Below are 20,206 nucleotides of genomic sequence, written 5' to 3' on the forward strand. Positions count from 1 at the left end.
AACTCGGCTAAGGCTGGCTCGCGCAAGGGAGCCCCTGGCCCGGCCACAGTGCCTCAACCCGCGTCGACGCCCCCGCCAGGGCGTCGGCCACATAGCCGTACAGGGCCGTCACGGCCTTGCCGACGCCCGCGTCACGGGGATCGCCAGATGTTGTCGAAGGCCGCTTCTTCGATGGCTCGCCGCTGTCGCACGGCCACCAGTTCCGTCACGGCGTCGTCGACGGCGGCCAGTACGGTCAGCACCGCGTCGTCGGTGACGCTCGGGAAGTCTTCCGCCGACTTGTCACTGATGCCGACGACCGTCGCGAGAGCCGTGAGCACGGGCTCCTGCGAAGCCCAGCGGTCGGCCGCGCTACGGCGAGCGGGTGAATCAGCCGACGCCGTGTGGCCTGTTCGGGAAGGCAACCAACGGCGGCGTTTGCGCGTGCCCTGCCCCTCCGCCTCAAGGTCGGCCAGATACGCCGCGGACAGGCCACGCCCTCTGCGCCACAGCCAGTCCTCGACCGACTCGTAAGGCGTCTGTCGAGTGAGGGACGAGGCAGCCTCGGCCAACAGACGATCAGCCGGTTCCCATCCGCCACCGGGCACGAGGAGGTCGCCGTCCAGCGTGACGGCCTGGGCCGCGATGAGGTCGATCACCTCGGCTCCCGCGAGAGCGAGCGACAGGTCGCCCGGCTCCACGGGGCGAGAGAGCTCCACATCCATGGCCACGACGAACAGGTCCCGCGGTGTGCTCATCAACGGCTCCACGTCAGGGGGAGGCGACGGCGGCGGTTGCGCCGGGCGCGAAGCCCCGCCGGACGCCACAGAGGGCGTTTCGGAAACGGCACTTCACGTCCATGGTCACGTACAGGGTCGACTGTAGCGCGGGTTCTTCAGGGGCGGTCGGTCGAAGCCGCGGCGGCGGCTGCCGGTACGGACGGCAGTCCCGGAGCGGTGTGCCGAACGACGCCCGACCCGTGCGGGAAACCGATGCGCAGAACGGCCGCCCCGACGGCTGCGACGACGACTACGACCGCCGCGAGGACGAGGGCCTGGTGGTAGCCGTGGTGGAGGAGAGGCGCGACGGTCAAAGGCCCGAGGATCTGACCGGCGGAGTACCCGGTGGTCAGCAGGGCGACGGAACGGGGAAACTGCAAGTGGGCGCCTGCGGCCAGAGCGATGGTGCTGACACCGAGGAAGGTCGCGCCGAACAGGAACGCGGACACCAGAGCGGCTGCCACTCCCCCGACGAGGGCGGGCAGGACGATGCCGACAGCCTGGACGACGAGCGCGGCGAGCAGCAGGTCGGGGCGGGACCAGCGGCTCCCCAGCCAGGCCCACAGCGCCGAGGACGGCACGGCCGCGAGGCCGACCAGCACCCAGGCACCGCTGCCGATCCAGCCCGGTGAACTCTGTCCGATCGCCGCGACCAGGAAGGTACCGGCGACGATGTAGCCGATCCCTTCCAAGGTGTAGCTGGTGAACAGGGCGCCGAACCAGCGGTGGGTGCGCTGCGCAAACGGGCCGACCGGTGCCGCCCCGGATTCCCCGGGGGCCGCGACACGGATTTCGGGACGGAGGTTCCACGAAGCCGCGGCGAGGAGTGCCGTGAGGCCGGCCGAGGCCCACCAGGCGGCCTCCCAGTCGGCGACGGTTCGCAGGATGAGAACCAGCAGCCCGGACAGGGCGATACCGGCACCCACTCCGCCGAAGGCCCACCCGGGCAGGTGGGCGGGCTGGTCCCGGAGGTGGCTGAGGAGGGAGCTGACCGCGATGACGAAGATCAGAGCGATGGCTCCCCCGGCCAGCAGCCTCAGCATCATCCACACGGTCGTGCTGTGTGTGGCGGACATCCCGGCCAGAGTGCCGGTCAGGACGACCAGGGAAGCGCGCAGCACCGTGGGTGAGCGAACCAGCGCGGGAACGAGGATTCCGGCGAGCGCACCGACGAGGTAGCCGACGTAGTTGGCGGTGGCAAGGTTCGCGCCCGCACCGGCGGACAGCCCTGCACCGCTGTGCATCAGGGGGAGGATCGGGGTGTAGACGAACCGACCGACGCCCATGCCGGCCGCCAGCGCGGCGGCGGCGCGGGCAACATGGGCCCACGGTGAGTGGGGTGCGGTGCCTGTTTCGGGCGTTCCTGTTTCGGGGTTTGGTGTTTCGGGGTTTGGTGTTTCGCGGGTTGATGTTTCGAGCGTTTCTGATTCAGGGACTGCTGTTTCGAGCGTTCCCGTGTCGGGGGTTTCAGTTTCAGGGGTTCCTGATCCGGGGTTTCCCGCACCAGCGGGAGAGGGGCGCCGTATCTGCGCGCTCATGACAACGTCCTCGTACGGGTGATCCCCGAATTCGGGGCAGGGCCCATCCCCGCCGGCGCAGCCGTGTCCCTGCAGCGGCGAGTACGGGAGGAACGGACAGTGGGGTGGATCGTCAGGACGCGGCGTCGGCCCTGCCCGGGTCGTTCGGGTGGGACTCGAGCGCGGTGACGTTGAAGGTCATCCACGGGCGCAGCGGCAGCGTGCCGAGCACCTTCTCGTGCAGTTCGTCCTCGTCGGCGGCACGCCAGATACCGAGGCTGCGTAGTTCGCCGAACGGCCGCCACAGCCGCGCCAGGTTGCCGGTGGCGGCAAGTTCCTTGGCCCGGACGGCTTCGGCGGCGCGCCGCCGGTCGACCTCGTCCTGGCTGGTGCCCTCGGGAATGTTGGTGGTGATCTCGACCAGGAACTCTCGCATGATCTTTCTCCCAGGGGCCGGGCGCTCGCCGGGAGCGGGAACGCCGTGCGCGGTGAAGCGGGTCTGTGTTCTCGATCGGTGGCCGATCAAGCGGTGCGGTACTCGCCGTCGTCGGCGGCTACGGCGACAACGGTGCCGAAGCCCAGGAACTGGGGTGCCCTGTCACACCTCGGCGCTGTCGGTGAACAGGAGCGCGATAGGCGAAGTATTCGACGTCGCGACCGTCCGGCCCTGACAGCGGGCGGCGGCGGGCGGCGGGCGGCGGGCGGCGGGCGGCGGGCGGCGGGAGCGAGGTTGCCGGTCGACCGCATCGCGATGGCCGGCCGAGCGTCGGCCGGGGTCTTTGCGGTGACGCGCTGTCGCGTTTCCATGAGTCCATCGTGGGCCGACACCAGGGCAACCGCCACGACAGGGGTCCTCCCTGGTGGTAGGCCGAGCCTTCCACGGACGTAGCATGACGAGCGTGGAACTGCGCCAGCTGCGGTACTTCGTCGCGGTCGCCGAGGAACTGAACTTCGGCCGGGCCGCCGAGCGACTATTGATCGCCGGCCCCTCACTTTCGCAGCAGATCAAGGCGCTCGAACGTGACCTCGGTGTACGACTGTTCGACCGGGACCGTCGCTCCGTGGCCCTCACCCCGGCCGGCGCCTCCCTGCTCCCGCACACCCGGGATCTGCTGGAGCGAGCCGACGACCTCCAGCGCCGCGCGGGCCGGCTGGCCGGATCCGAGACGGTGCGTCTCGGCTATGTCAACTGGCTGCCCACGGACCTGACCACCCGCACCGCCGCGGTGGCCCAGCTTCACGTCGACGCGTGGGTCGCCCCCTCCCACACCCAGGCCGCCCGGGTCGCCGACGGCAGCCTCGACCTGGCAGTGTGCTGGGCAGGGACCGCGGAGCTCGAACGACAGGGGCTGGAGGCCCGGCTCCTCGGCGCCGACCGGCTCTACGCCGTCGCCACCGGCGACGACAGCAGCGACGTACGGATCCAGGACGCCGTCGTTCTGCTCGACGACGACACCACGTCGTGGGCGTCCTGGAACGCCTTCGCGGAACAGCTGTCCCACAGCACCGGTGCCCGCGCGGTCCGCATCCGCGACGGCGGCATCACCGGTCCCGCGTTCTTCGACCACGTCCGCCGCAGCCGCCGCCCGGTCGTCAACTCCCCCAAGGGCCAGACCACACCGCTGCCACCCGACCTGGTCCAACGTCCACTGATCGCGCCGAAGGTCTACTGGACCTGGTCGCTGGTCTGGCGCAGTGGGGAAGAACGTGCCGCGGTCCGGGCCGTCGTAGACGCCCTGACCAACGGCGTCAGCGACCTCGGCATCCACGCGCCCGACGCCTGGCTGCCCGACGACGACCCGCACAGACAGTAGCTGCGCCCGGCCGTGGGAACGTTCTCAAGAACCGTTGCCGAGACCGTCAGTGTGTCTTAGCAATCCGGGTGTTTCCGCCCGGAAGGTTCGTAACGGTGTCACCAAAGCATGAGGGCTTCGGCGTCCTGATGACGATGTTGCGCCTCCTCCGCTGCTGCGGGATTGTGCCACCTGCCCGCTCACCCGTGGCCCTTCGGCTGCGGGTGGTGGCGCGGGTCTTCCGGTCGGCTCCACGGTCGTTTGACGCTTGCGCGTCCCGGTCTCCCGCCACTCCGGTACCGGTTGTGCCGGCCGCTGCGAGGGCGGCGAGGTTGCGGGCTGCGTTCTCGTCCCGGTCCATCACGAGCGGGCAGGAGTCGAAGACGCGGACGTGCAGCGGCAGTTTGGCTTTTACCGCGCCGCAGTCCGAGCAGGTCTTGGAGGACGGAAACCAGCGGTTGACTCCAGCCGCCGCTGCAGCTTGCGGGTGTTCTCGTGGGTGCGGACAGTACCCAGCCGGGGCAGCGCCACATGCCGACGGTCAGGAACGACCCGGATCGTGCCGGTGGTGAACCGGCAGGCCAGCCGTGCCTTGTGCTTCGACTTCCGGCGAGGACGCAGAGAAAGACTGGGATCTACTGATGAACCGCGCAACAGTTGTCACCCCTCCGGTGCCCACACCCGGCCCGCGTAGTCCAGGAAGTTCCTGCCGAGGATCTTCTCGATGCGCTCGGAGCGGTAGCCGCGCCGTTCCAGGAGGCGGATCAGCTCGCGGAACTGGTCCACTCCTCGCAGGTCGAGAACGAAGGGGAGGGTGTCGCCGCGTTCCCCCGCCGCGCCGACGCCTGCTTCGCGGCGCAGGGCCACGTGCTCGGCGAGACGCGACCTGTAGGCGTCGAGGTCGTCGATGGATGTGATGGTTCCGCCGGTGCCGATGCCGACGTGATCCTCTCCGCACACGTTCACCGCGTGGTCGATGTGCTCGACGACATCCTTGGCAGTGGCATGACCTGAGGGGGTGAGGAAGGGCATGAAGGAGATACCCACGAAGCCGCCGCGCGAGGCCGCCAGCCGGAGTTCCCGTCGGTCTTGTTGCGCGGCAGGTCGGCCAGCGCCCGGCAGCCCGTGTGGTTGATGGACACGGGACTGCGTGAACTCTTCGCTGCCTCCAGGCAGGTGCGTTCGCCGCTGTGGGAGAGGTCGACCATGAGGTGGTGGTCACCCAGGACCTCGACGACGCGGCGCCCGAAGTCGGTCAGCCCCCGGTTGGCGGCCGCCATCGATCCGTCGCCGATGTGGTTGGCCTGGTTGTACGTCAGCTGGACGACACGTACACCGAGGTCGGCGAAGGTGGCGATACGGTCGGTGTCCTCTCCCACGGCGACGGCGTTCTGGAAGCCGTAGATGACACCGATCCTGCCTTCCCTCCTGGCCCGGTGGACGTCGGCGACCGTGCGGACCTTGGTGAGATCCGCCGCGTTGTCGCGGATGATCGCGTCCCATACGGCGATCTCATGCAGCGTGTGCTCGTACGGAGGCAGATCGCCCATGGTGTAGCCGAGGGTGACATTGACTGCGGTGAGGCCCGAGGCGTGCGCGTCGGCCAGGGCCCGGGCGTCGATGGTGAGCTGCTCGCTGGAGGGGTTGAGCTGGGCGACCGCCTCGAGCGACCCCGTGGCGTTGGGATTGTCGAGTTGCCCCAGCGCGTTGATGATCACGGGGGTGGTGGTCATCGGGTCTCCTCGACGCGGCCGGATTCTTCGGTCCCGACGCGGCCGGGCTCTTCGGCGTGGCAGTTTCCGGGCACGAACGAACCGCGTTCGAAGCGACGGCCGCGTTTGACGGTCAGCGTGACACTGCGCAGGTGGTCGATGTCCCGCAGCGGATCGTCCTCCAGGACAACGAAGTTGGCGAGCTTGCCCGCTTCGACGCTTCCCATCACGTTCTCGACGCCGGCGCTTCGGGCGCCGATCAGCGTGGCCGAACGCAGCACCTGCTCGGGCGGGATCCCGCAACGACGCACGAGGAAGGCCAACTCCTCGTACAGGGCCGGGAAGGGGTCCTGGGGATCGGTCTCGTAGTCGGTGCCCGTGGAGATGTCCACCCCGGCGCGGTAGGCCTGGGCGGTGAGACGCGCGGCCAGTTCGGCGTTGGCGGCCGCGCGGGCCGCGTCCTGCGGCCCGGTGCCGGCCAGCGCGTCGCTCGCCCCCATGCCGGCGGTCGCGTCGAGGACGGTCCCGCGCTGTCGCATGAGGGCGAAGAGTTCCTCGAGGCGGGGATCGTCACCGGCGGCGAACCGCTGGTGGTCGATCTGCGGTTTGTTCTTGTAGCTCGTCAACTGCCCGTCGGCGCCGTCGAAGGCGAGCAGCGTCACGTGCGAGACGCTGTCCGCACCCGCCATGACGACCTGTCGAGGCGTGGCGGGAAAAACGGTGGCGTGGGCCCAGACGGGGATGCCCTGGCGGTGCGCCTCCGCGGTGATCGCGGCGACCGTGGTGTGGTCGAGATCCGCGTAGACCTTGATCGCGGCCGCGTGGGTTCCGCGTGCCAGGGCCACGGCCAGGCGCAGGTCCGTGCTGTCCGTGACGGCCTGCATCCAGGGCACGGCGCCCGGAGTCTCCCCCTGGGAGACCTGGTGGGTGCGCGGGTCGTCGAAGAACCCCGGTCCCGCCATGAGTGCGGCGTACCGGATGTCAGGGCCGGGGATCTCGCCGAGGAGCGCGGCCCTCGCGAGGTCGCCGACCTGCCGCAGGTCGTCGGCCATGTCGCGGATCGCCGTGACGCCGCTGTAGACAAGCCGCCGCAGCACCGCCTCGGCCGTGGGCCGGTCCGGCGGGGTCGCGATGTGCTGGTGGGAGTCGATCAGGCCGGGCATGACGAAGCGTCCGTCGACGCCACACTGTTCACCGAGTGGCCGGGAGCCGCCACGACCCGACCCCCCTCCGGGGCACACGAGTTGCAGGACCTCCCTGCCCAACGGCCCGTCACCCTGGTCGGCTCCGTCCTCGCCGGCCACCACCCCGGCCGACGGGACGAGGCCGAACTCACCCTCTTCAAATCCACCGGTCACGCCGCGCTGGACGTCGCCGCCGCACATGTCGCCCATACCGTCGCCGAGGCGGGTGGCTGGGGCACACGCATCGGCATGTGACCGGCCGGGGGCAGGGACGGAAAGACCTAGAAAGGTGTCAGGGTGAGGCGGATCGCCGTGGGCGCGGTGTCCTGGATGTAGGAGGCGAAGTCGGCGACGTCGTCGAAGGCGAAGCCGTAGGCCTTGCCGTCCTCGGTCGCCGCGTGGATCGCCTTGGAGTAGTGATTGGTCAGCTCGGTCTGGTAGAAGTCGCCCGCGCTGGTGGTCGGTTGGGCCGGGTTGCTGAGCAATGTGGAGCGGTTGAAGCCGGCGCCGAGCACGGCGGCGACCGGGCCGGTCGTGCCGTCGTTGGGCGCGGCGAGGTTGCCGTCGCAGAAGAGGACGTCGCGGGTGGAGGGCTTGCCGAAGGAGACCGGGGCGGGGCCGTCGAAGGTGAACCTGCCGGCGCGCACCCGGCCGGTAAAAGAGCCTGCGTTGGTGGTGACGGTGAGGTCCTTTCCGGTGTAGGTACTCCAGACCTCGTCGATGTACGGGGCGAAGTAGTCCTTGGCGAACAGGCCGGCGTCCAGGCCGTGCCCGGGGGCGATGACACGCACGTCGTCCACCACCAGCGGCGCGAAGTCCTCGATCTGCCGTACAGCGGCGAAGGCGGCAGCGCGTCCGCCGGTGCGCACGGTGCCCGTGGTCTGCTCCTTCTCCCCGTTCAGCCGGATGCTCATCGGCACGCTGAACATGTCGACCATCGTCGTGTTGCAGAACATGCCGGACGGGTTGTGGGTGAACTCGGCACAGTCGTGCAGCACGGCGTAGTTGGGGTCCGAGGTGACCCAGCCGGCCGGATACTGCAGGGCCGCGTTGCCATTGCCGTCCGCCACGGCCTTGAACTTCAGTTTCTCTCCGAGGGCCACATAGATACGGCCCGACATGTAGGGCAGGGAGAGCTGTGTCTCGCCGCTGCCGGACAGCGGGAGCGCGTAGTCGCTGAAGCCGTCCGCGCCGTTGTCCGAGAGGGATATGGGCGCCAGGGTGCCGTCCTGGGTGACGCGGACCTGCTTCCCGTCCTGGTTGCCGACGATGTAGACGTGCACCGACGCGTTGTCGAACGAGCCGCTGTTGTTGACGATCGTCAGGGGCAGCGAGCCGGCGGCCGCCCTGGTCGAGCCGTCGGTCGTTCCGGCAAGGGCGTACGGCGCGACGGCGGCGACGGCTGGAGCGGCGACGGCCGCACCGCCCAGAGCGATGAACAGCTTGCGGCGGCTGAGGTTGCGCTGGTGACGAGATGTCATGTGGGGTGTGCTCCTTGGTACTTGTGCTTCTACGAGTCAGCGGGGGGATGAGGAGAAGAGCGCGGTCGATGACGACCGCCTCCGAAGGCAACGTTGTCAGGACCCTTCGCGCAGTGGTCGATCCCCCGCAGGCTTGAGAGCGCTCTCTTGCGAAAGGCGGGCGCCGCCGATGGGCCCCGATGTTACGCACGAACAACTCCGTGGCCAACCGCCGCGCGAGATCGTCAAGTCCCCCTGGCCTGGGGTTATTTGAGGTAACCCACACGACGGAAGATTGCTTAAGGCATGCTTAACCCGCCATTAAGGCTCTTCGCCCAGCGTCAGGGACAGGCGCTGTGCCGTGCTCGACGTGGACGTGAATTCACGGCAGTCGACCACGGCCCGCATGGCCTGCGCCGCCGCCCTGATGACGTCAAGTCGTGGCGGCTGGTGCGTATCGAGGACGAGGCGGGCCTCCATCCAGGTCGTGGTCGCGCTGACGTCGGTCCGTTCGGTGCGCCGCCCGGTGAGCCATCGAGTCGTGTCGCTGACGCGGGTACTCCGCAGGACGGGGACACCGGCCACGTCTGCGCTCAGACTGCCGTCGCTGTGCAGTGTCCAGCGGGCTCCACGGAGACGGTCGCCCAGGTCCTGGGCCTGAACCTTGGATCCGGACAGCGATTCGACGGATGTGACGTTCAGGGTACGGAAGGTGCGCGGTCCGTCCGCCGGGTGCGGCGCCGGCCCACCCGGCGCCGCCGGGTCTTCCCGGGTGAAGGAAGGGAGCCCGGGCGGACGCGGCGGATCAGCCGGGGCCGAACGGCTGGGACACGCCGTCGACGTGCCGTCGGCCGAGCCGCCGCCGTGGCTGGGTACCCCCGTGGACGCGGTGGCGCGCCCGTCGGGGCCGTCGGCGAAGACGTCCTCGGCCGGGCGAGATGTCAGGGGCAGAAGTCCGACGAGCAGGACAACCGCGGGGAACAGTGCGGCTGTCGCGTACACCCTCGGTGAGACGGGGAACGCGGGCCGGCCTCCGGCCCAGGATCGGACGCCGGTCGCCAGGGGCCAGACAAGGACGGCGGCGAGCGTCGCCCACCATGCGGGGTCCGTCGTGAGCGTGTCGTGGGCCAGCGAGAGGACTTCCCTGGTGGCGCGATCCTGCGACGCGCCCAGCAGCACGTACGCGGGCATCGCGCCCAGCATGGCAAGCAACAGCTGAGCAAGCAGAGCGGCCGGCCACAGCAGCGTCAGCAGGAGCTGCGCCCGGCCGCTTTCCCCGCGCGAGGCGAACCAGATCCGTACCCTTACGGGCGGGTGGTAGAGCCGGGCGAGCCCTCCGCGATCCCCCTGTTCCAGGCGACGCAGCGCGCGTACGAGCGTGCCGGGCCCCACGGCCTCGGCCGCGTACCGGTCCGCCCCCAGTTCCGCCGACCAGAGCGCGGCCACCACGAGGAGCAGCACCTTCGGCACGCTGAACAGGACCAGGACAACCTCGGCGAGCGTCAGGCGGGCGGTCGCATCGCCGATGACGAACAACAGGGTGACGGGGAGTGCGACCATGCCCGCGAGCACGTACGGCCAGACGCGGACGAGGGTGGTGAAGGGGCTGGCGAGCCCGGCGACATGTTGTTCGCCGCGGCGCAGATGCCCGAGCTCGTGGAGGAGAACCGCCTGGGCCGCCTCCACGTCCGTCTCCCACAGGTGGACGAGCGGAGCGAAGACGCCGACCCGGGTGCCGCGCCAACTGCTCGGGTACACGCGGGCGGAGAGTCCGGATTGGGTGCTGAGACGCAGTTGGGTGCCCGGCGCGTACTCATTCAGGAAGGATTTCATCCGGTCGTGGAAGTGCGGTTCAGGGACTTCGCCGGGCGCCGGCGTGGGCCTTGCCGCAGGGACCATCAGCGGATGGTCGGGCGGCAGCAGTCCGTAGCACCGCTCCACGAAGTGGCAGCGCATCCGCGGTGCGAAGATCGCGATGACAGCTGCCAGGAGGAAGAAGAGGGGCAGGAACTGCGTCAGGCTGAGCATCGCCGTGACAAAGCGGCCCCGGTGCGCCCCGTCGAACTGACCCAGCCCCGTGCCCACCCCGAAGGTGTGACCGATCAGTGAGGGGACCTGCGTCATGAACAGAAGCAGCATCAGCCACAGCCACGGAGGCGGACTCCACGAGCGGGCGGGCCGAGAGGGCAGGGACCCGATCATGACGTCGTGCGGCGATGTCCGCCGTGTCGGCACGATGGGTGAAAACGTCCAGTAGGCAATTGGCTCATCCGTGGTTCGTTCCATCCGGACCGGACGACGGTCGGGGGCCCCTCGCGCGCGGCCGTCCGAAGCGAGAACGCAGGCCCGACGCGGCGGAAGTGAGCCGGTGCAGCCCGATACGCCGGGGGTAGGCCCCGGGCACGGCCCGCTGCGGCGGCTCCTCGGCGACGAGGGCGTCGAGAAACGCCGCCACCTCGGCCGGGTCGTGGTGGGCGAGCAACTGGGCGGTCACCCGGGCGGCCAACTCATCGGCCTCGGACGGCTCGATCCCCCGGGCTCTGAGCCGTCCGCTCATCTGCAGGGCGGCTCGCATGACCTGCATCGTGGGCGCTGCCGATGCCCGGGTGTCGTCCGTGGTGGAATCCGGGTCAGGACTGTGCGCCTGACCGGCCCGGCCCGCAGCATCCCCGCTCGCATCCCGATCCGCGCCGCCGTCCCCGTCCGTGTGTCGCGGCAAGGCCGGGTCGCTTCCCTCTCCGGCGTGTCGTGGCAACACCGGGTCGCTTCCGTCCACGGCGTGTCGTGACGATTCGGACCGCTGCGCCCGCAGTCCGAGCAACAGCCCACTGACGGACAGCGCGTTGCTCAACTCCGGGCTCCCCAAGGCCGACTTGATGGCCTCGGCGGTGTAGGCCAGTGCGTCCAGCACCGCGGGCAGGACGGAGACCGTCCCGCCACCCATCCCGCCGGGTGCGTGTCCGCGCGAAGCGAAGAGATTCCGGCGCGTGCTGCCGCCCGCGGCGTAGGCCCGAGCGGTCTGAGCGGCCAGCGCGGTCTCACCGGGCGCGGCCCACGCGGCGATCCGTACGCTCCAGAGGTCGAGTCGCTCGGTCGTCGTCATCCGGCCTCCCCACGTCCGGTCTCCTTGTGTCCGGTCCCCCACGCCCGCCGCCTCACGAAGCGGTCCCTTCGAACTCGAAGCGGAACTGGATCAGGCTGTCGGTGCTGCTGCCCTCCGCCGTCAGGGATGCCGTGGAGCCGTCGAGTTGTCCTGCGAAGGTCGTACCGGAGGCCAGTGCGTGCGGATAGCCTCCGGGCAACTGGCCGAGGTCGGACCGACAGGCCACGACCGGGCTGGGCCAGTTGAGCAGATTGAGAGCCACGGCCTCGTGGGTGTGCGGGTCGGTCAGCCGGGCGTCCAGTTCGCCGTCGGACCAGCTCACATCCCAGTACGTCAACAGCAGTTGCGGATCCCGGGGGTTGCCCGCCAGGTCCTGGCCGGAGGTCGTGCTGACCGCCGAGGACCAGAGCGACACCGCACCGGCCTGGGACGGATCGCCCGCCGCGAACAGCAGGGAGAACGGGTTGTCCTCGGTCTCGTCACCGCCGGTCCGCGGCCGGCTCAGGTTGAGCGTGCTCGCCAGGGAGTAGGTCTGGCTGTCGGCCAGGCGACGGGAGCCGTCGGCGTTGCAGTAGTCGTGGATGTCGACGGAGATGTCGGCCGTACCGCTGTACGCCTTGCCCCACAGCGCCGAGGCGTCCGACGCTTCGTCGGTCGCCGGTTCGTCCTGCGCAGACTCCGTGACCGGGTCGTCGGCCTCGGTCGTCGGTGCGTCGCTGGCCGAGGGCGTCGGTTCGGGTGGTGAGGGGGACGCCGTCGGACTGGAGGCGAAGGTGCCGGGTGGCTCCGACGACGCTGCGGCGTGTGGCGAGCCTCCCTCCCCGCACCCGGTCAGCGTGGCGCATATGAGCCCCAGGCACAGCGCTGCGACCAGGCGAGCCCGAGCGATTCCGGGCCGCCCTCGTACACCTGTCATGACGGACATGACATCCCCTCCCCCACGCCTGGTGGCTCCCCCACGAGCTCCCAGGACAGCGGACGTTACGCTTCGGGGTCGGTCAATTACGCCACATAAATCGTTCGTTACCGTTTCGTTCCCACGGGCGGCGAAGGAGCTCCCGACGGGGCTGATGCACCATGGGCGGGCCGGGCACGCGATGGCCGGTTTCCAGCGACCTGGGGGTGTGTGGCGATGAGCGGAGACCGGGGCCGTGTCCTGGTCGTCGACGACGACGCGGCGATACGGCGCTCGCTGGAACGCGGGCTGCGGCTCGGCGGGTTCACGGTGGACCTCGCCGACGGCGGCCGTCCGGCGCTGGCCGCGGTCAGACGGACGCCGCCGGACGCGATCGTGCTGGACATCTCCATGCCGGACCTCAGCGGCATCGAGGTGTGCCGGACGCTGCGCGGCGAAGACAACGACGTACCTGTCCTGATGCTCTCCGCACTCGACGAGACCACCGACCGGATCGCGGGACTGCAGGCCGGCGGCGACGACTATCTGGTCAAGCCCTTCGCCCTGCAGGAGTTGGTGCTGCGCCTGCAGGCCCTGCTCCGGCGCCGACCGCCGCGGGACACCGACACCGTACGAGTCTGCGGACTGCTGCTGGATCCCGCGGCCCGCCGGGTGAGCCTCGACGGGAACCCCGTGGAACTGACGCGGCGCGAGTTCGAGCTTCTGCACGTGCTCGCGCGCAACGCCGGCCTCGTGCTCAGCCGCGACCAACTCCTCGACCGGGTCTGGGGGTACGACTTCGAGGTGCGCACCGACGCGGTGGACACCTTCGTGAGCTATCTGCGGCGCAAGCTGGAGGCATCGGGCCGCTCCCGGATCATCCACACGGTACGAGGAGTGGGCTTCGTGTTGCGGGACGACCGTGCGGAGGTCGGGCGATGAGGCTCTCCACACGGATCGCTCTGGCTGTCGGGGCCACGGTACCCGTACTGGTCCTGGCCACCGGCTGGCTGCTGTTGCGGCTGGTCGCGGCGGATCTGCACGACGAGCAGGACACTCACCTGCACGAGCGCGCCACGGCCGTGGCCAAGGACGCGCGCGGGCTGCTGCGCGCGAGCGCTGCCGCCCGGTCGGCAGCGGTGGAGCAGGCCCGCGAGCGGCGGCTGTTCACGTCGGCCCTGGACGTAGGCGTACGGCTGATCGGTCCCGAGGAGACCTTCACCGGTGGCCCGCAACCCGATGAAGGCGTGGCGCTGCCCCAGAGCGCGCCGGTCCCGGTGACGCTGAGGGGCGACGGCCGGAGCTGGCGGGTTCTGTCGACGCGGGTGACCGGCGCGCGGCCCGGCGTACGCGGCACGCTCTGGCTGTTCGCGCCGGACACGGCCGGTGAGACCCAACTGCGCCTGGTCCGCAGACGCGTCGTGACCGTGGCGCTGCTCGCCGCGCCGTTGTCCGGACTGCTCGCCGGGGCCGTCGCGACGCGCGCGAGCCGTCCGCTGCGCCGCCTGCGGGACCGTGCGAGCGGCCTGGACCCACGCACCAACACGGCCCGGCTGGAGCACGCGCCCACGCGGATCGCCGAGGTCGACGACCTGGCGCACACCCTGCAGACGGTCCTGACCCGCTACGACGAACAGGCCGCCAGAACCGCCGAGGCACTCGCCACGGCCCGCTCCTTCGCCTCGGCGGCCTCGCACGAGCTGCGCACTCCGTTGATGAGTATGCAGACCAATCTGGAGATCCTCACCGAGCATCCGGACCTTCCCGGGCCCGACCACGACGAAGTACTCGGCGACCTGCGCCGCGAGCACGGCCGACTGCTGGGGCTGCTGGTCATGCTGCGCGAACTCGGTCGTGGCGATCTGGTCGAGGCGGACGCCTTCGGCCCGGTGGATCTGGCGGATGTCGTCGAGGCGAGCGCGCAGGAACAGCGGCGACGCCATCCGCTCGCCAGGATCTCCAGCGAGTCCACGGTGGGGCTGCGCGTCCACGGCTGGGAGCCCGGGCTGCGCGTGATCGTGGACAATCTCCTCGTCAACGCGCTGGTGCACGGCTGTGTGGACGGCCGGCCCGCGCAGGTCGAGATCACGCTGAGTGCGAGCGGCGGCTCCGCCGTCCTCGTCGTCGACGACCGGGGACCGGGCATCCGGCCCGAGCGCCGCGTCGAGGTCTTCGAACGCTTCAAGCGCCGACCGGACAGCCCGGGTTCCGGCCTCGGGCTCACCCTCGTCGCCCAGCAGATCGACCTGCACCGGGGCGGGATCCGCATAGTGAACCCGCCGACAGGCGCGGGCACTCGGATCGAGGTCACCCTGCCGCTCATCAGCGGCTCGGCCGACGCGGAGGCCACACTTCCCCTGCAGCGCAACTGGATGATCACGACCGCGGGCCGGCCACAAGAATTCCACAAAGAAGGCTCCTAGCTTCCCGGGCGTGAGGGCAACCGCCCGTGAACGCAGAGGAGTTCGCCATGCCAAGGACCAGGACAACCGTCGTCTCGCTGGTCGCCGTCGGCACGCTGTTCGGTGCCGCGGGCGCCGCGACGGCCGACGACCCACAGCCCACGCCGTCGGGCGCCCCCACGGGGGACGGCGCGTCCGCGCTCTGCAAGCGCGCGCCGAAGATCGACCACCGGATCGACCGGATCCTCGCCCGGCTGCACGCGGACGCGTCACAGCGTGGCTCCATCGCCCGCCTGGAACAGCGCGTGGCCAACGCCAAGTCGGCGGGACACACCGAGATCGAGACCTACCTGAACGACCGGCTCACCTTCCGGCGTTCCCTCGTCCCCACTCTGGAAGCGCGCCAGAAGGATCTGGCGGACGTGGAGAAGTGGTGCAAGGCTCACGACAACGGAGCCGAAGGATGAGGGGCGCCCGCCACGCCGCGCTGACCGTCGTAGGGGCCATAGCGGCCGTGCTGCTCCTGACCGCATGCGGCGGCCACGGCGAGGATACGCAGCGACCGGCGTCTTCCCCCTCCACGGATCTCGCCCATCTGCAGAAGCTGGTTGACGACGCCGCGTCGGCGGCGAGCTCGGCGGAGTCCGATATCGCGAAGGAGTGACATCGGGCGCAAGCGAGTCCGCAGGGTCATCACCGCCGCCCACTCGAACAAGTGAAGATCCGCGTGCTCGGATGACCGGATGACCGGTCATCGATTTCTCACTGTGTTTCCCAGTGGAGGTCACCGGGTTTCCGCTGCACGCGGCCTGACACTCTTTTGGTGAGAATCCTTGGCGGCACAGGTGATTCGCTTTTCGACTACCTCCGGAAACCCTCCGGAAAGAATGGCGCGATGCCGTGACACGCGACGCCCGACCGTCCCTCGCACGATGGTGCGCATCAGCGTGGCCGCACGCCGGGCGATGTCGGGTCGGCCGCAGCCCGGGCCGGCAGAGTCGTCCTGTGCCGGGCGACCGCCGTCACCAGCGCTGAGCAGTCCGAGGCGGACATGCCCACGTTGCCAAGGGCGGCCGCCGGCGCTGCATCTCGCGAACACCGAGGTCGTACAGGCACTGCTCGAGACTCTTGCCCCAAGCGGTGGCCGATCGCCCCGATTTCGCCCTCCGCAGCCCGCGCCCGCTTCCTCGGGCAGGTCCGGACGACCGGCCTCACCGGCCAGACGGGGCCGGGGCGCGTCACCGCACGAGCGCGGCCCGTTCCTTCGCCGCGCGCACGGCGGCCGTGAGGCTTTCGATGTCGTACGCCCCGTGGTGGCGGCGTCCGTTGACGAAGAACGTCGGTGTTCCCGAGACACCGCTGAGGTCGGCGGACTCGACGTCCTCGGCGACCCAGGGCGCATGGGCGTGGGTGCGCAGTGCCTTGTGGAAACGGTCGGTGTCGAGCCCGAGTTCCTCGGCATAGCGGAGTAGGTCGGCCCCTCTCAAGGCGCCCTGGTGGGCGAGCAGCATGTCGTGCATCTCCCAGTACGCGCCCTGTTCCCCGGCCGCTTCAGCGGCTTCGGCGGCGAGTTGGGCGTGCGGGTGGACGTCGTTGAGGGGGAGGTGCCGCCAGACGTAGCGGACATCGCCGAAGTCGGTGAGCAGTTCACGGACGACGGCTTCCGCCTGCCCGCAGTACGGGCACTCGAAGTCACCGAACTCCACAAGTGTCACGGGCGCGTCCAGTGGCCCGCGGATGTGGTCACGGTGGACGTCGACCGCCGGAACCAGGTCGACGATTCCCTCCTCCGTACCGAGCAGGGCACGCGCTCGGCTGGGCTCCGGGAGCCTTCCGATCACCCAGGTGACCAGCCACGTCAGCACGAAGGAACAGAGGATCGCGCTCACCACACCGATCTTGGCCTCGGTGAGCTGTCGTCCCGAGAAGGCGAGGGTAGCGATGAGCAGGGAGAGGGTGAAGCCGACTCCCGCGATGGTCCCGCCAGCGGTGGTCGCTCCCCAGCCGACCGGCGGCCGCAGACCGCCGCGACTGAGCCGCGAGGTCAGCCATGAGGCGCCGATGATGCCGAGGGGCTTGCCCAGGACGAACCCCAGCAGAATGCCCAGGGTGATCGGTGACGTGAACGCGTCGGCCAATTGGCCGCCGTCGAGGCTGATCCCGGTGTTGGCGAGGGCGAACATCGGCACGATCACATAGCTGGACCACGGGTGGTACAGCTGTTGGAGGCGTTCGTTCGGGGAGATCGCCGAGGCCAGTCCCAGTCGCAGGTTCCGTTCGAGCTCCGGTGTCGGCTGCTCGCGGAACAGCCGGAACAGGCCGGTCGCACGCTCCAGGTCGCTGCGGCTGGCCGGGTAGGCGTAGGTCAGCAAGCCCATGGCCAGTCCGATGACGACGGGATCCACACCGGACTTCTGCAGGGGCACCCACGTGGCGACGGCCAGCACCGCGTACACCGGGCCCCGTCGGACGTCGGCGGCCCTGATCGCGAGGATCACCGCGAACAGGCCGAGCGCCACCCCAAGGGCCGGCCAGTCGACTGGGCCGCTGTAGGCGATCGCGATGACGACGAGGGCCAGGAAGTCATCGACGACGGTGACGGTGAGGATGAAGATCCGCAGTCCGCCGGGCAGGCGGTCGCCCAGTAGCGCCAACATGCCCAGGGCGAACGCCGTATCGGTCGACATCGCCGCACCCCAGCCGTGCACGGACGGCTGCCCGGCGTTGACCGCGAGGTAGATCATGACCGGGACCAGCATTCCGCTCAGACCGGCGAGCACTGGCAGCGTGACCCGTCTGCGTTCGCGCAGCTCCCCCATGTCGAACTCGCGCCGCACCTCAAGGCCGATGATGAAGAAGAACAGCGCCATGAGGCCGCTGTTCACCCACTCCCGCATTTCGAGGGACACCCCGCTCGTGCCCAGGCTGATGGACAGATGGGTCCGCCAGAGCGTCTCGTACGTCCCGGGAGCAATGTTCGCCCAGGCCATTGCGGTGACCACGGCGGCGACCAGGACGACGGCACTGCCGGTCTCGGTTCTCAGGAAGACACGCAGCGGCGTGCGCAGATCCTCGCCGCACTCGGTCTGCCCGGTCAGGTTGGGCGCCGTGGACGGCATACTCATCTCCCATCTCTGCCACCGTCGAATCGGGTCACGGCGCCCGAGGACGGGGACCTGTTCGAAACGGTTCTGTACGTCTTCCGTGAACCCTCACGCATCGCACGGTGTTCCGTGTTGAGGCGCGCGGGGCCAGGCGAGGTGGCGCACGCCTTTCGACACGCGGGGCGCGTGGCACAGGAGTTCAGAGGCATCCGGGTGCCACGGGGAGGAGATGTCATGTATCTGGCACGCGGTAAGAATGACAATTCCGAGGCATGGCTGTGAGCACCGGGCGCTCTCATGCTGTACGTCGTGATCAACTACGGGCTGGAGTACCGCGCGCGGCCCCGGCGCGCGTACCGGCACCCGGCCCAAGACCCCTTGCACCATCTCAAGGGCCGCGAGGAACCGCAGTCGTCGCGACAGCGCTTCGTCAGCCGCGGGCTCATGCTGAGCGGAGGGGGGCTACCGCGCTGGTCGCCCTCTCCACGTCCGGAGTCGTGCGCGTCCTGGCAGTCGGGCACAGCGCTGGTGGGAAGGACCGTGTGGGCGTACCACGACCATCGCGCGGAGGCACGCGCGCTGCCCCGCCGCCGGCACTACGGCCCATGGCCATGCCTGGGCACGGAGTTCACAGACCGGGTCGCGGGCGGGACACACTGCCTCGGTGATTCCGGCTCGGCCTGCCTCGAGCCGAGCGGCGATCGCCGGCCCAGAACCATCGGCATGCCCGCCACGAGCATCCCGCTCCAGCGGTTTCTGCCACCTCGTGCACGACGTGCCCCAGGCGCTCCCGTCCGCACCGCACACGATCGCGGCGCGGCGGTCGCCGGACCGGTGATGGGCGAACTCCCCAATCCTTGGGTGCGGTTGACGCCTGCGTTGCGCGAGGGGGGATGCGCAGAACGCCGTGACCGACCCTGGCGGTCGTCACCCACAGGCCGGACACTGGTGGCGCCATGGGCCCATGGGGGAGGCGGCATGACGGAACCGACAGTCCCGTCGGGGCGGCGCACGGAGCTGGACGCGATCCGCACCCTGGTCGTGATCGGACTCGTCTTCTTCCATTCGGCGTTGGTCTTCGCCACGGACAACGACTTCTACGTCAAGAACCGCGACACCACCGACACGATCCTGGTCATCGGCGGTTTCGGCGTGGTCTGGGCGATGCCGATGCTGTTCTTCGTCGCGGGCCTCGGCTCCTGGTACTCGCTGCGCCGCCGCGGCCCGCGCGGCTTCGCCCGGGAGAGGCTGCTGCGGCTCGGCGTACCGCTGCTTTTCGCGACGGCAGTGCTGCTGCCGGTCCCGCAGTGGCTGCGCGAGCGGGCCTCGCACCCGGGCCACGACGAGTCGTATCTCCACTTTCTGCCGCGTTTCTTCGACGTACATCTGGATCTGTCCGAGTTCCCGTTCGTCGTCCAGGGCGACTATTTCGAGACAGGGCATCTGTGGTTCGTGGTGCTGCTGCTCACGTTCTCGCTGTTGCTCGCGCTGGCGACGCGGTGGGTTCCCGCCGTGTACGCCCGGCGGATCCGCGACGGTGTGGCCCGTGCGTGCGAGCAGCGGGGCATGGTGCTGCTGGCGGCAGTTCCGGTTGCCGTGATGTGCGCGCTGCTCGGCCTCGAGGAGAACTACGCGGCCTGGCATCGGTGGACGTATCTGATGTTCTTCGGGTACGGATTCGTGCTGGCCGGCGACGACCGCCTGCGGGCGGTGATGCGTCGTGACGCGGTGCTGGCAGCCGTGCTCGGTCCGCTCCTCTTCGCCGCCAGTGCGCCCGGTCTCATGGCCGAAGGCGACCCTTTCATGGACTGGACCGGTCCCGCGATGCTCGCGCGGACGCTGTACGGCGCGGCGGGCTGGTGCTGGATCGTGGGCATCGTCGGGCTGCTCGACCGGCGACGGCGGCCTGTGCCGGCACCCGACGAGGGGCACGAAGACGGGGCCGATGTCGGCCGACGTCGGCGGTTGTTCGGCTATCTGGCCGTCGGGGCGCTGCCGTTGTACGTGCTGCACCAGCCGATCGTCGTTGCGGCGGCGTACGGCGTGGTCGGTATGGATGCCTCGATCCCGGTCAAATACGCGCTGATCGTGGCGGCTTCGCTCTGTCTGACCCTGGCCGCCTACGACCTGCTCGTGCGGCGCGCACCATTGACTCGTTTTCTGTTCGGGATGCGCCCGGGCGGGCCCCGGCCCACTCCCGACAGTCACGACTGATGGCATGTCTCGGTCAAATCTGCCACGCTTTTCCGCAGCCTGCCGCCTCCGGCGCACCCCAGCC

17 protein-coding genes and 1 pseudogene are annotated in these 20,206 nt (G+C 69.9%); 7 read left to right on the plus strand and 11 right to left on the minus strand.

The features are described 5' to 3' along the window. Window positions 1-131: 131 nt before the first annotated feature. The 3 genes from OG390_RS03990 to OG390_RS04000 form a co-directional block, all read right to left on the minus strand. On the minus strand, window positions 132-737 hold the full coding sequence (locus OG390_RS03990; RefSeq protein ID WP_406165011.1) for a GPP34 family phosphoprotein: 606 nt from the start codon (window positions 735-737) through the stop codon (window positions 132-134). Window positions 738-874: 137 nt separating this feature from the next. Then, window positions 875-2,044: a YbfB/YjiJ family MFS transporter gene (locus OG390_RS03995; protein WP_406165012.1), complete on the minus strand. Its 1,170-nt coding sequence runs from the start codon at window positions 2,042-2,044 to the stop codon at window positions 875-877. A 364-nt stretch (window positions 2,045-2,408) separates the two neighbouring features. After that, complete coding sequence (locus tag OG390_RS04000) at window positions 2,409-2,711, minus strand: muconolactone Delta-isomerase family protein (RefSeq protein ID WP_406165013.1); 303 nt, start codon at window positions 2,709-2,711, stop codon at window positions 2,409-2,411. Window positions 2,712-3,165: 454 nt separating this feature from the next. Here OG390_RS04000 and OG390_RS04005 point away from each other — a divergent pair, with 454 nt between their 5' ends. Further along, window positions 3,166-4,089 (plus strand): LysR family transcriptional regulator, encoded by a 924-nt coding sequence (locus tag OG390_RS04005; RefSeq protein WP_406165014.1) that lies wholly within the window; start codon window positions 3,166-3,168, stop codon window positions 4,087-4,089. A gap of 46 nt (window positions 4,090-4,135) precedes the next feature. Here the strand turns inward: OG390_RS04005 and OG390_RS04010 are convergent, their stop codons facing one another. From OG390_RS04010 to OG390_RS04020, 3 genes and pseudogenes are all read right to left on the minus strand, one after another. After that, window positions 4,136-4,471: a hypothetical protein gene (locus tag OG390_RS04010; RefSeq protein WP_406177484.1), complete on the minus strand. Its 336-nt coding sequence runs from the start codon at window positions 4,469-4,471 to the stop codon at window positions 4,136-4,138. 257 nt (window positions 4,472-4,728) lie between these two features. Continuing rightward, window positions 4,729-5,801: pseudogene (locus OG390_RS04015) on the minus strand (dipeptidase). Then, the gene (locus OG390_RS04020; protein ID WP_406165015.1) at window positions 5,798-6,943 is read right to left on the minus strand and encodes an amidohydrolase family protein; all 1,146 of its coding nucleotides are present in this window, start codon (window positions 6,941-6,943) and stop codon (window positions 5,798-5,800) included. The pseudogene OG390_RS04015 and the gene OG390_RS04020 overlap by 4 nt, the downstream one beginning before the upstream one ends. Between OG390_RS04020 and OG390_RS04025 the strand changes: the two genes are divergently transcribed. Further along, entirely contained in the window at window positions 6,920-7,219 is a 300-nt protein-coding gene (locus OG390_RS04025) for a hypothetical protein (protein WP_406165016.1), read from the plus strand. The two genes, OG390_RS04020 and OG390_RS04025, sit on opposite strands and share 24 nt — an antisense overlap. Window positions 7,220-7,245: 26 nt before the next feature. On the opposite strand, the gene OG390_RS04030 is transcribed toward OG390_RS04025, so the two are convergent. From OG390_RS04030 to OG390_RS04045, 4 genes are all read right to left on the minus strand, one after another. Further along, complete coding sequence (locus OG390_RS04030) at window positions 7,246-8,445, minus strand: glycoside hydrolase family 64 protein (RefSeq protein WP_406165017.1); 1,200 nt, start codon at window positions 8,443-8,445, stop codon at window positions 7,246-7,248. 300 nt (window positions 8,446-8,745) lie between these two features. Then, window positions 8,746-10,563, minus strand: coding sequence for a M48 family metalloprotease (locus tag OG390_RS04035; RefSeq protein ID WP_406165018.1), 1,818 nt, complete (start codon window positions 10,561-10,563; stop codon window positions 8,746-8,748). A 127-nt stretch (window positions 10,564-10,690) separates the two neighbouring features. Further along, window positions 10,691-11,527: a hypothetical protein gene (locus tag OG390_RS04040; protein ID WP_406165019.1), complete on the minus strand. Its 837-nt coding sequence runs from the start codon at window positions 11,525-11,527 to the stop codon at window positions 10,691-10,693. Between the two features lie 52 nt (window positions 11,528-11,579). Further along, on the minus strand, window positions 11,580-12,452 hold the full coding sequence (locus OG390_RS04045) for a hypothetical protein (RefSeq protein WP_406165020.1): 873 nt from the start codon (window positions 12,450-12,452) through the stop codon (window positions 11,580-11,582). Window positions 12,453-12,659: 207 nt separating this feature from the next. Between OG390_RS04045 and OG390_RS04050 the strand changes: the two genes are divergently transcribed. From OG390_RS04050 to OG390_RS04065, 4 genes are read left to right on the plus strand one after another with little or no spacing between them, the layout of a single operon-like run. Beyond that, window positions 12,660-13,364: a response regulator transcription factor gene (locus OG390_RS04050; protein WP_406165021.1), complete on the plus strand. Its 705-nt coding sequence runs from the start codon at window positions 12,660-12,662 to the stop codon at window positions 13,362-13,364. Beyond that, window positions 13,361-14,845 (plus strand): sensor histidine kinase, encoded by a 1,485-nt coding sequence (locus OG390_RS04055; RefSeq protein WP_406165022.1) that lies wholly within the window; start codon window positions 13,361-13,363, stop codon window positions 14,843-14,845. The genes OG390_RS04050 and OG390_RS04055 overlap by 4 nt, the downstream gene beginning before the upstream one ends. A gap of 47 nt (window positions 14,846-14,892) precedes the next feature. Next, entirely contained in the window at window positions 14,893-15,291 is a 399-nt protein-coding gene (locus OG390_RS04060; protein WP_406165023.1) for a hypothetical protein, read from the plus strand. Further along, window positions 15,288-15,488 (plus strand): hypothetical protein, encoded by a 201-nt coding sequence (locus tag OG390_RS04065; protein ID WP_406165024.1) that lies wholly within the window; start codon window positions 15,288-15,290, stop codon window positions 15,486-15,488. The genes OG390_RS04060 and OG390_RS04065 overlap by 4 nt, the downstream gene beginning before the upstream one ends. A 574-nt stretch (window positions 15,489-16,062) precedes the next feature. On the opposite strand, the gene nhaA is transcribed toward OG390_RS04065, so the two are convergent. Next, a complete protein-coding gene (nhaA, locus tag OG390_RS04070; RefSeq protein ID WP_406165025.1) occupies window positions 16,063-17,949 on the minus strand; it encodes a Na+/H+ antiporter NhaA in 1,887 nt (628 codons plus the stop codon). 957 nt (window positions 17,950-18,906) lie between these two features. Between nhaA and OG390_RS04075 the strand changes: the two genes are divergently transcribed. After that, a complete protein-coding gene (locus OG390_RS04075) occupies window positions 18,907-20,142 on the plus strand; it encodes an acyltransferase family protein (RefSeq protein ID WP_406165026.1) in 1,236 nt (411 codons plus the stop codon). The last annotated feature ends 64 nt before the right edge of the window (window positions 20,143-20,206 follow it).

It is taken from the genome of Streptomyces sp. NBC_00996 (assembly GCF_045162675.1).
GTDB lineage: Bacteria > Actinomycetota > Actinomycetes > Streptomycetales > Streptomycetaceae > Streptomyces.

What these genes read in the sequence shown, in the direction of transcription:
- OG390_RS04030 (WP_406165017.1), bottom strand. Translation starts at nt 8,445, where the DNA reads ATGACATCTCGTCACCAGCGCAACCTCAGCCGCCGCAAGCTGTTCATC.
- OG390_RS04075 (WP_406165026.1), top strand. Translation starts at nt 18,907, where the DNA reads ATGACGGAACCGACAGTCCCGTCGGGGCGGCGCACGGAGCTGGACGCG.
- OG390_RS04005 (WP_406165014.1), top strand. Translation starts at nt 3,166, where the DNA reads ATGACGAGCGTGGAACTGCGCCAGCTGCGGTACTTCGTCGCGGTCGCC.
- OG390_RS04040 (WP_406165019.1), bottom strand. Translation starts at nt 11,527, where the DNA reads ATGACGACGACCGAGCGACTCGACCTCTGGAGCGTACGGATCGCCGCG.
- OG390_RS04035 (WP_406165018.1), bottom strand. Translation starts at nt 10,563, where the DNA reads ATGCTGCTTCTGTTCATGACGCAGGTCCCCTCACTGATCGGTCACACC.
- nhaA (WP_406165025.1), bottom strand. Translation starts at nt 17,949, where the DNA reads ATGAGTATGCCGTCCACGGCGCCCAACCTGACCGGGCAGACCGAGTGC.
- OG390_RS04050 (WP_406165021.1), top strand. Translation starts at nt 12,660, where the DNA reads ATGAGCGGAGACCGGGGCCGTGTCCTGGTCGTCGACGACGACGCGGCG.
- OG390_RS04055 (WP_406165022.1), top strand. Translation starts at nt 13,361, where the DNA reads ATGAGGCTCTCCACACGGATCGCTCTGGCTGTCGGGGCCACGGTACCC.
- OG390_RS04045 (WP_406165020.1), bottom strand. Translation starts at nt 12,452, where the DNA reads ATGTCCGTCATGACAGGTGTACGAGGGCGGCCCGGAATCGCTCGGGCT.
- OG390_RS04020 (WP_406165015.1), bottom strand. Translation starts at nt 6,943, where the DNA reads ATGCCCGGCCTGATCGACTCCCACCAGCACATCGCGACCCCGCCGGAC.
- OG390_RS03990 (WP_406165011.1), bottom strand. Translation starts at nt 737, where the DNA reads ATGAGCACACCGCGGGACCTGTTCGTCGTGGCCATGGATGTGGAGCTC.
- OG390_RS03995 (WP_406165012.1), bottom strand. Translation starts at nt 2,044, where the DNA reads ATGGGCGTCGGTCGGTTCGTCTACACCCCGATCCTCCCCCTGATGCAC.
- OG390_RS04065 (WP_406165024.1), top strand. Translation starts at nt 15,288, where the DNA reads ATGAGGGGCGCCCGCCACGCCGCGCTGACCGTCGTAGGGGCCATAGCG.
- OG390_RS04000 (WP_406165013.1), bottom strand. Translation starts at nt 2,711, where the DNA reads ATGCGAGAGTTCCTGGTCGAGATCACCACCAACATTCCCGAGGGCACC.
- OG390_RS04060 (WP_406165023.1), top strand. Translation starts at nt 14,893, where the DNA reads ATGCCAAGGACCAGGACAACCGTCGTCTCGCTGGTCGCCGTCGGCACG.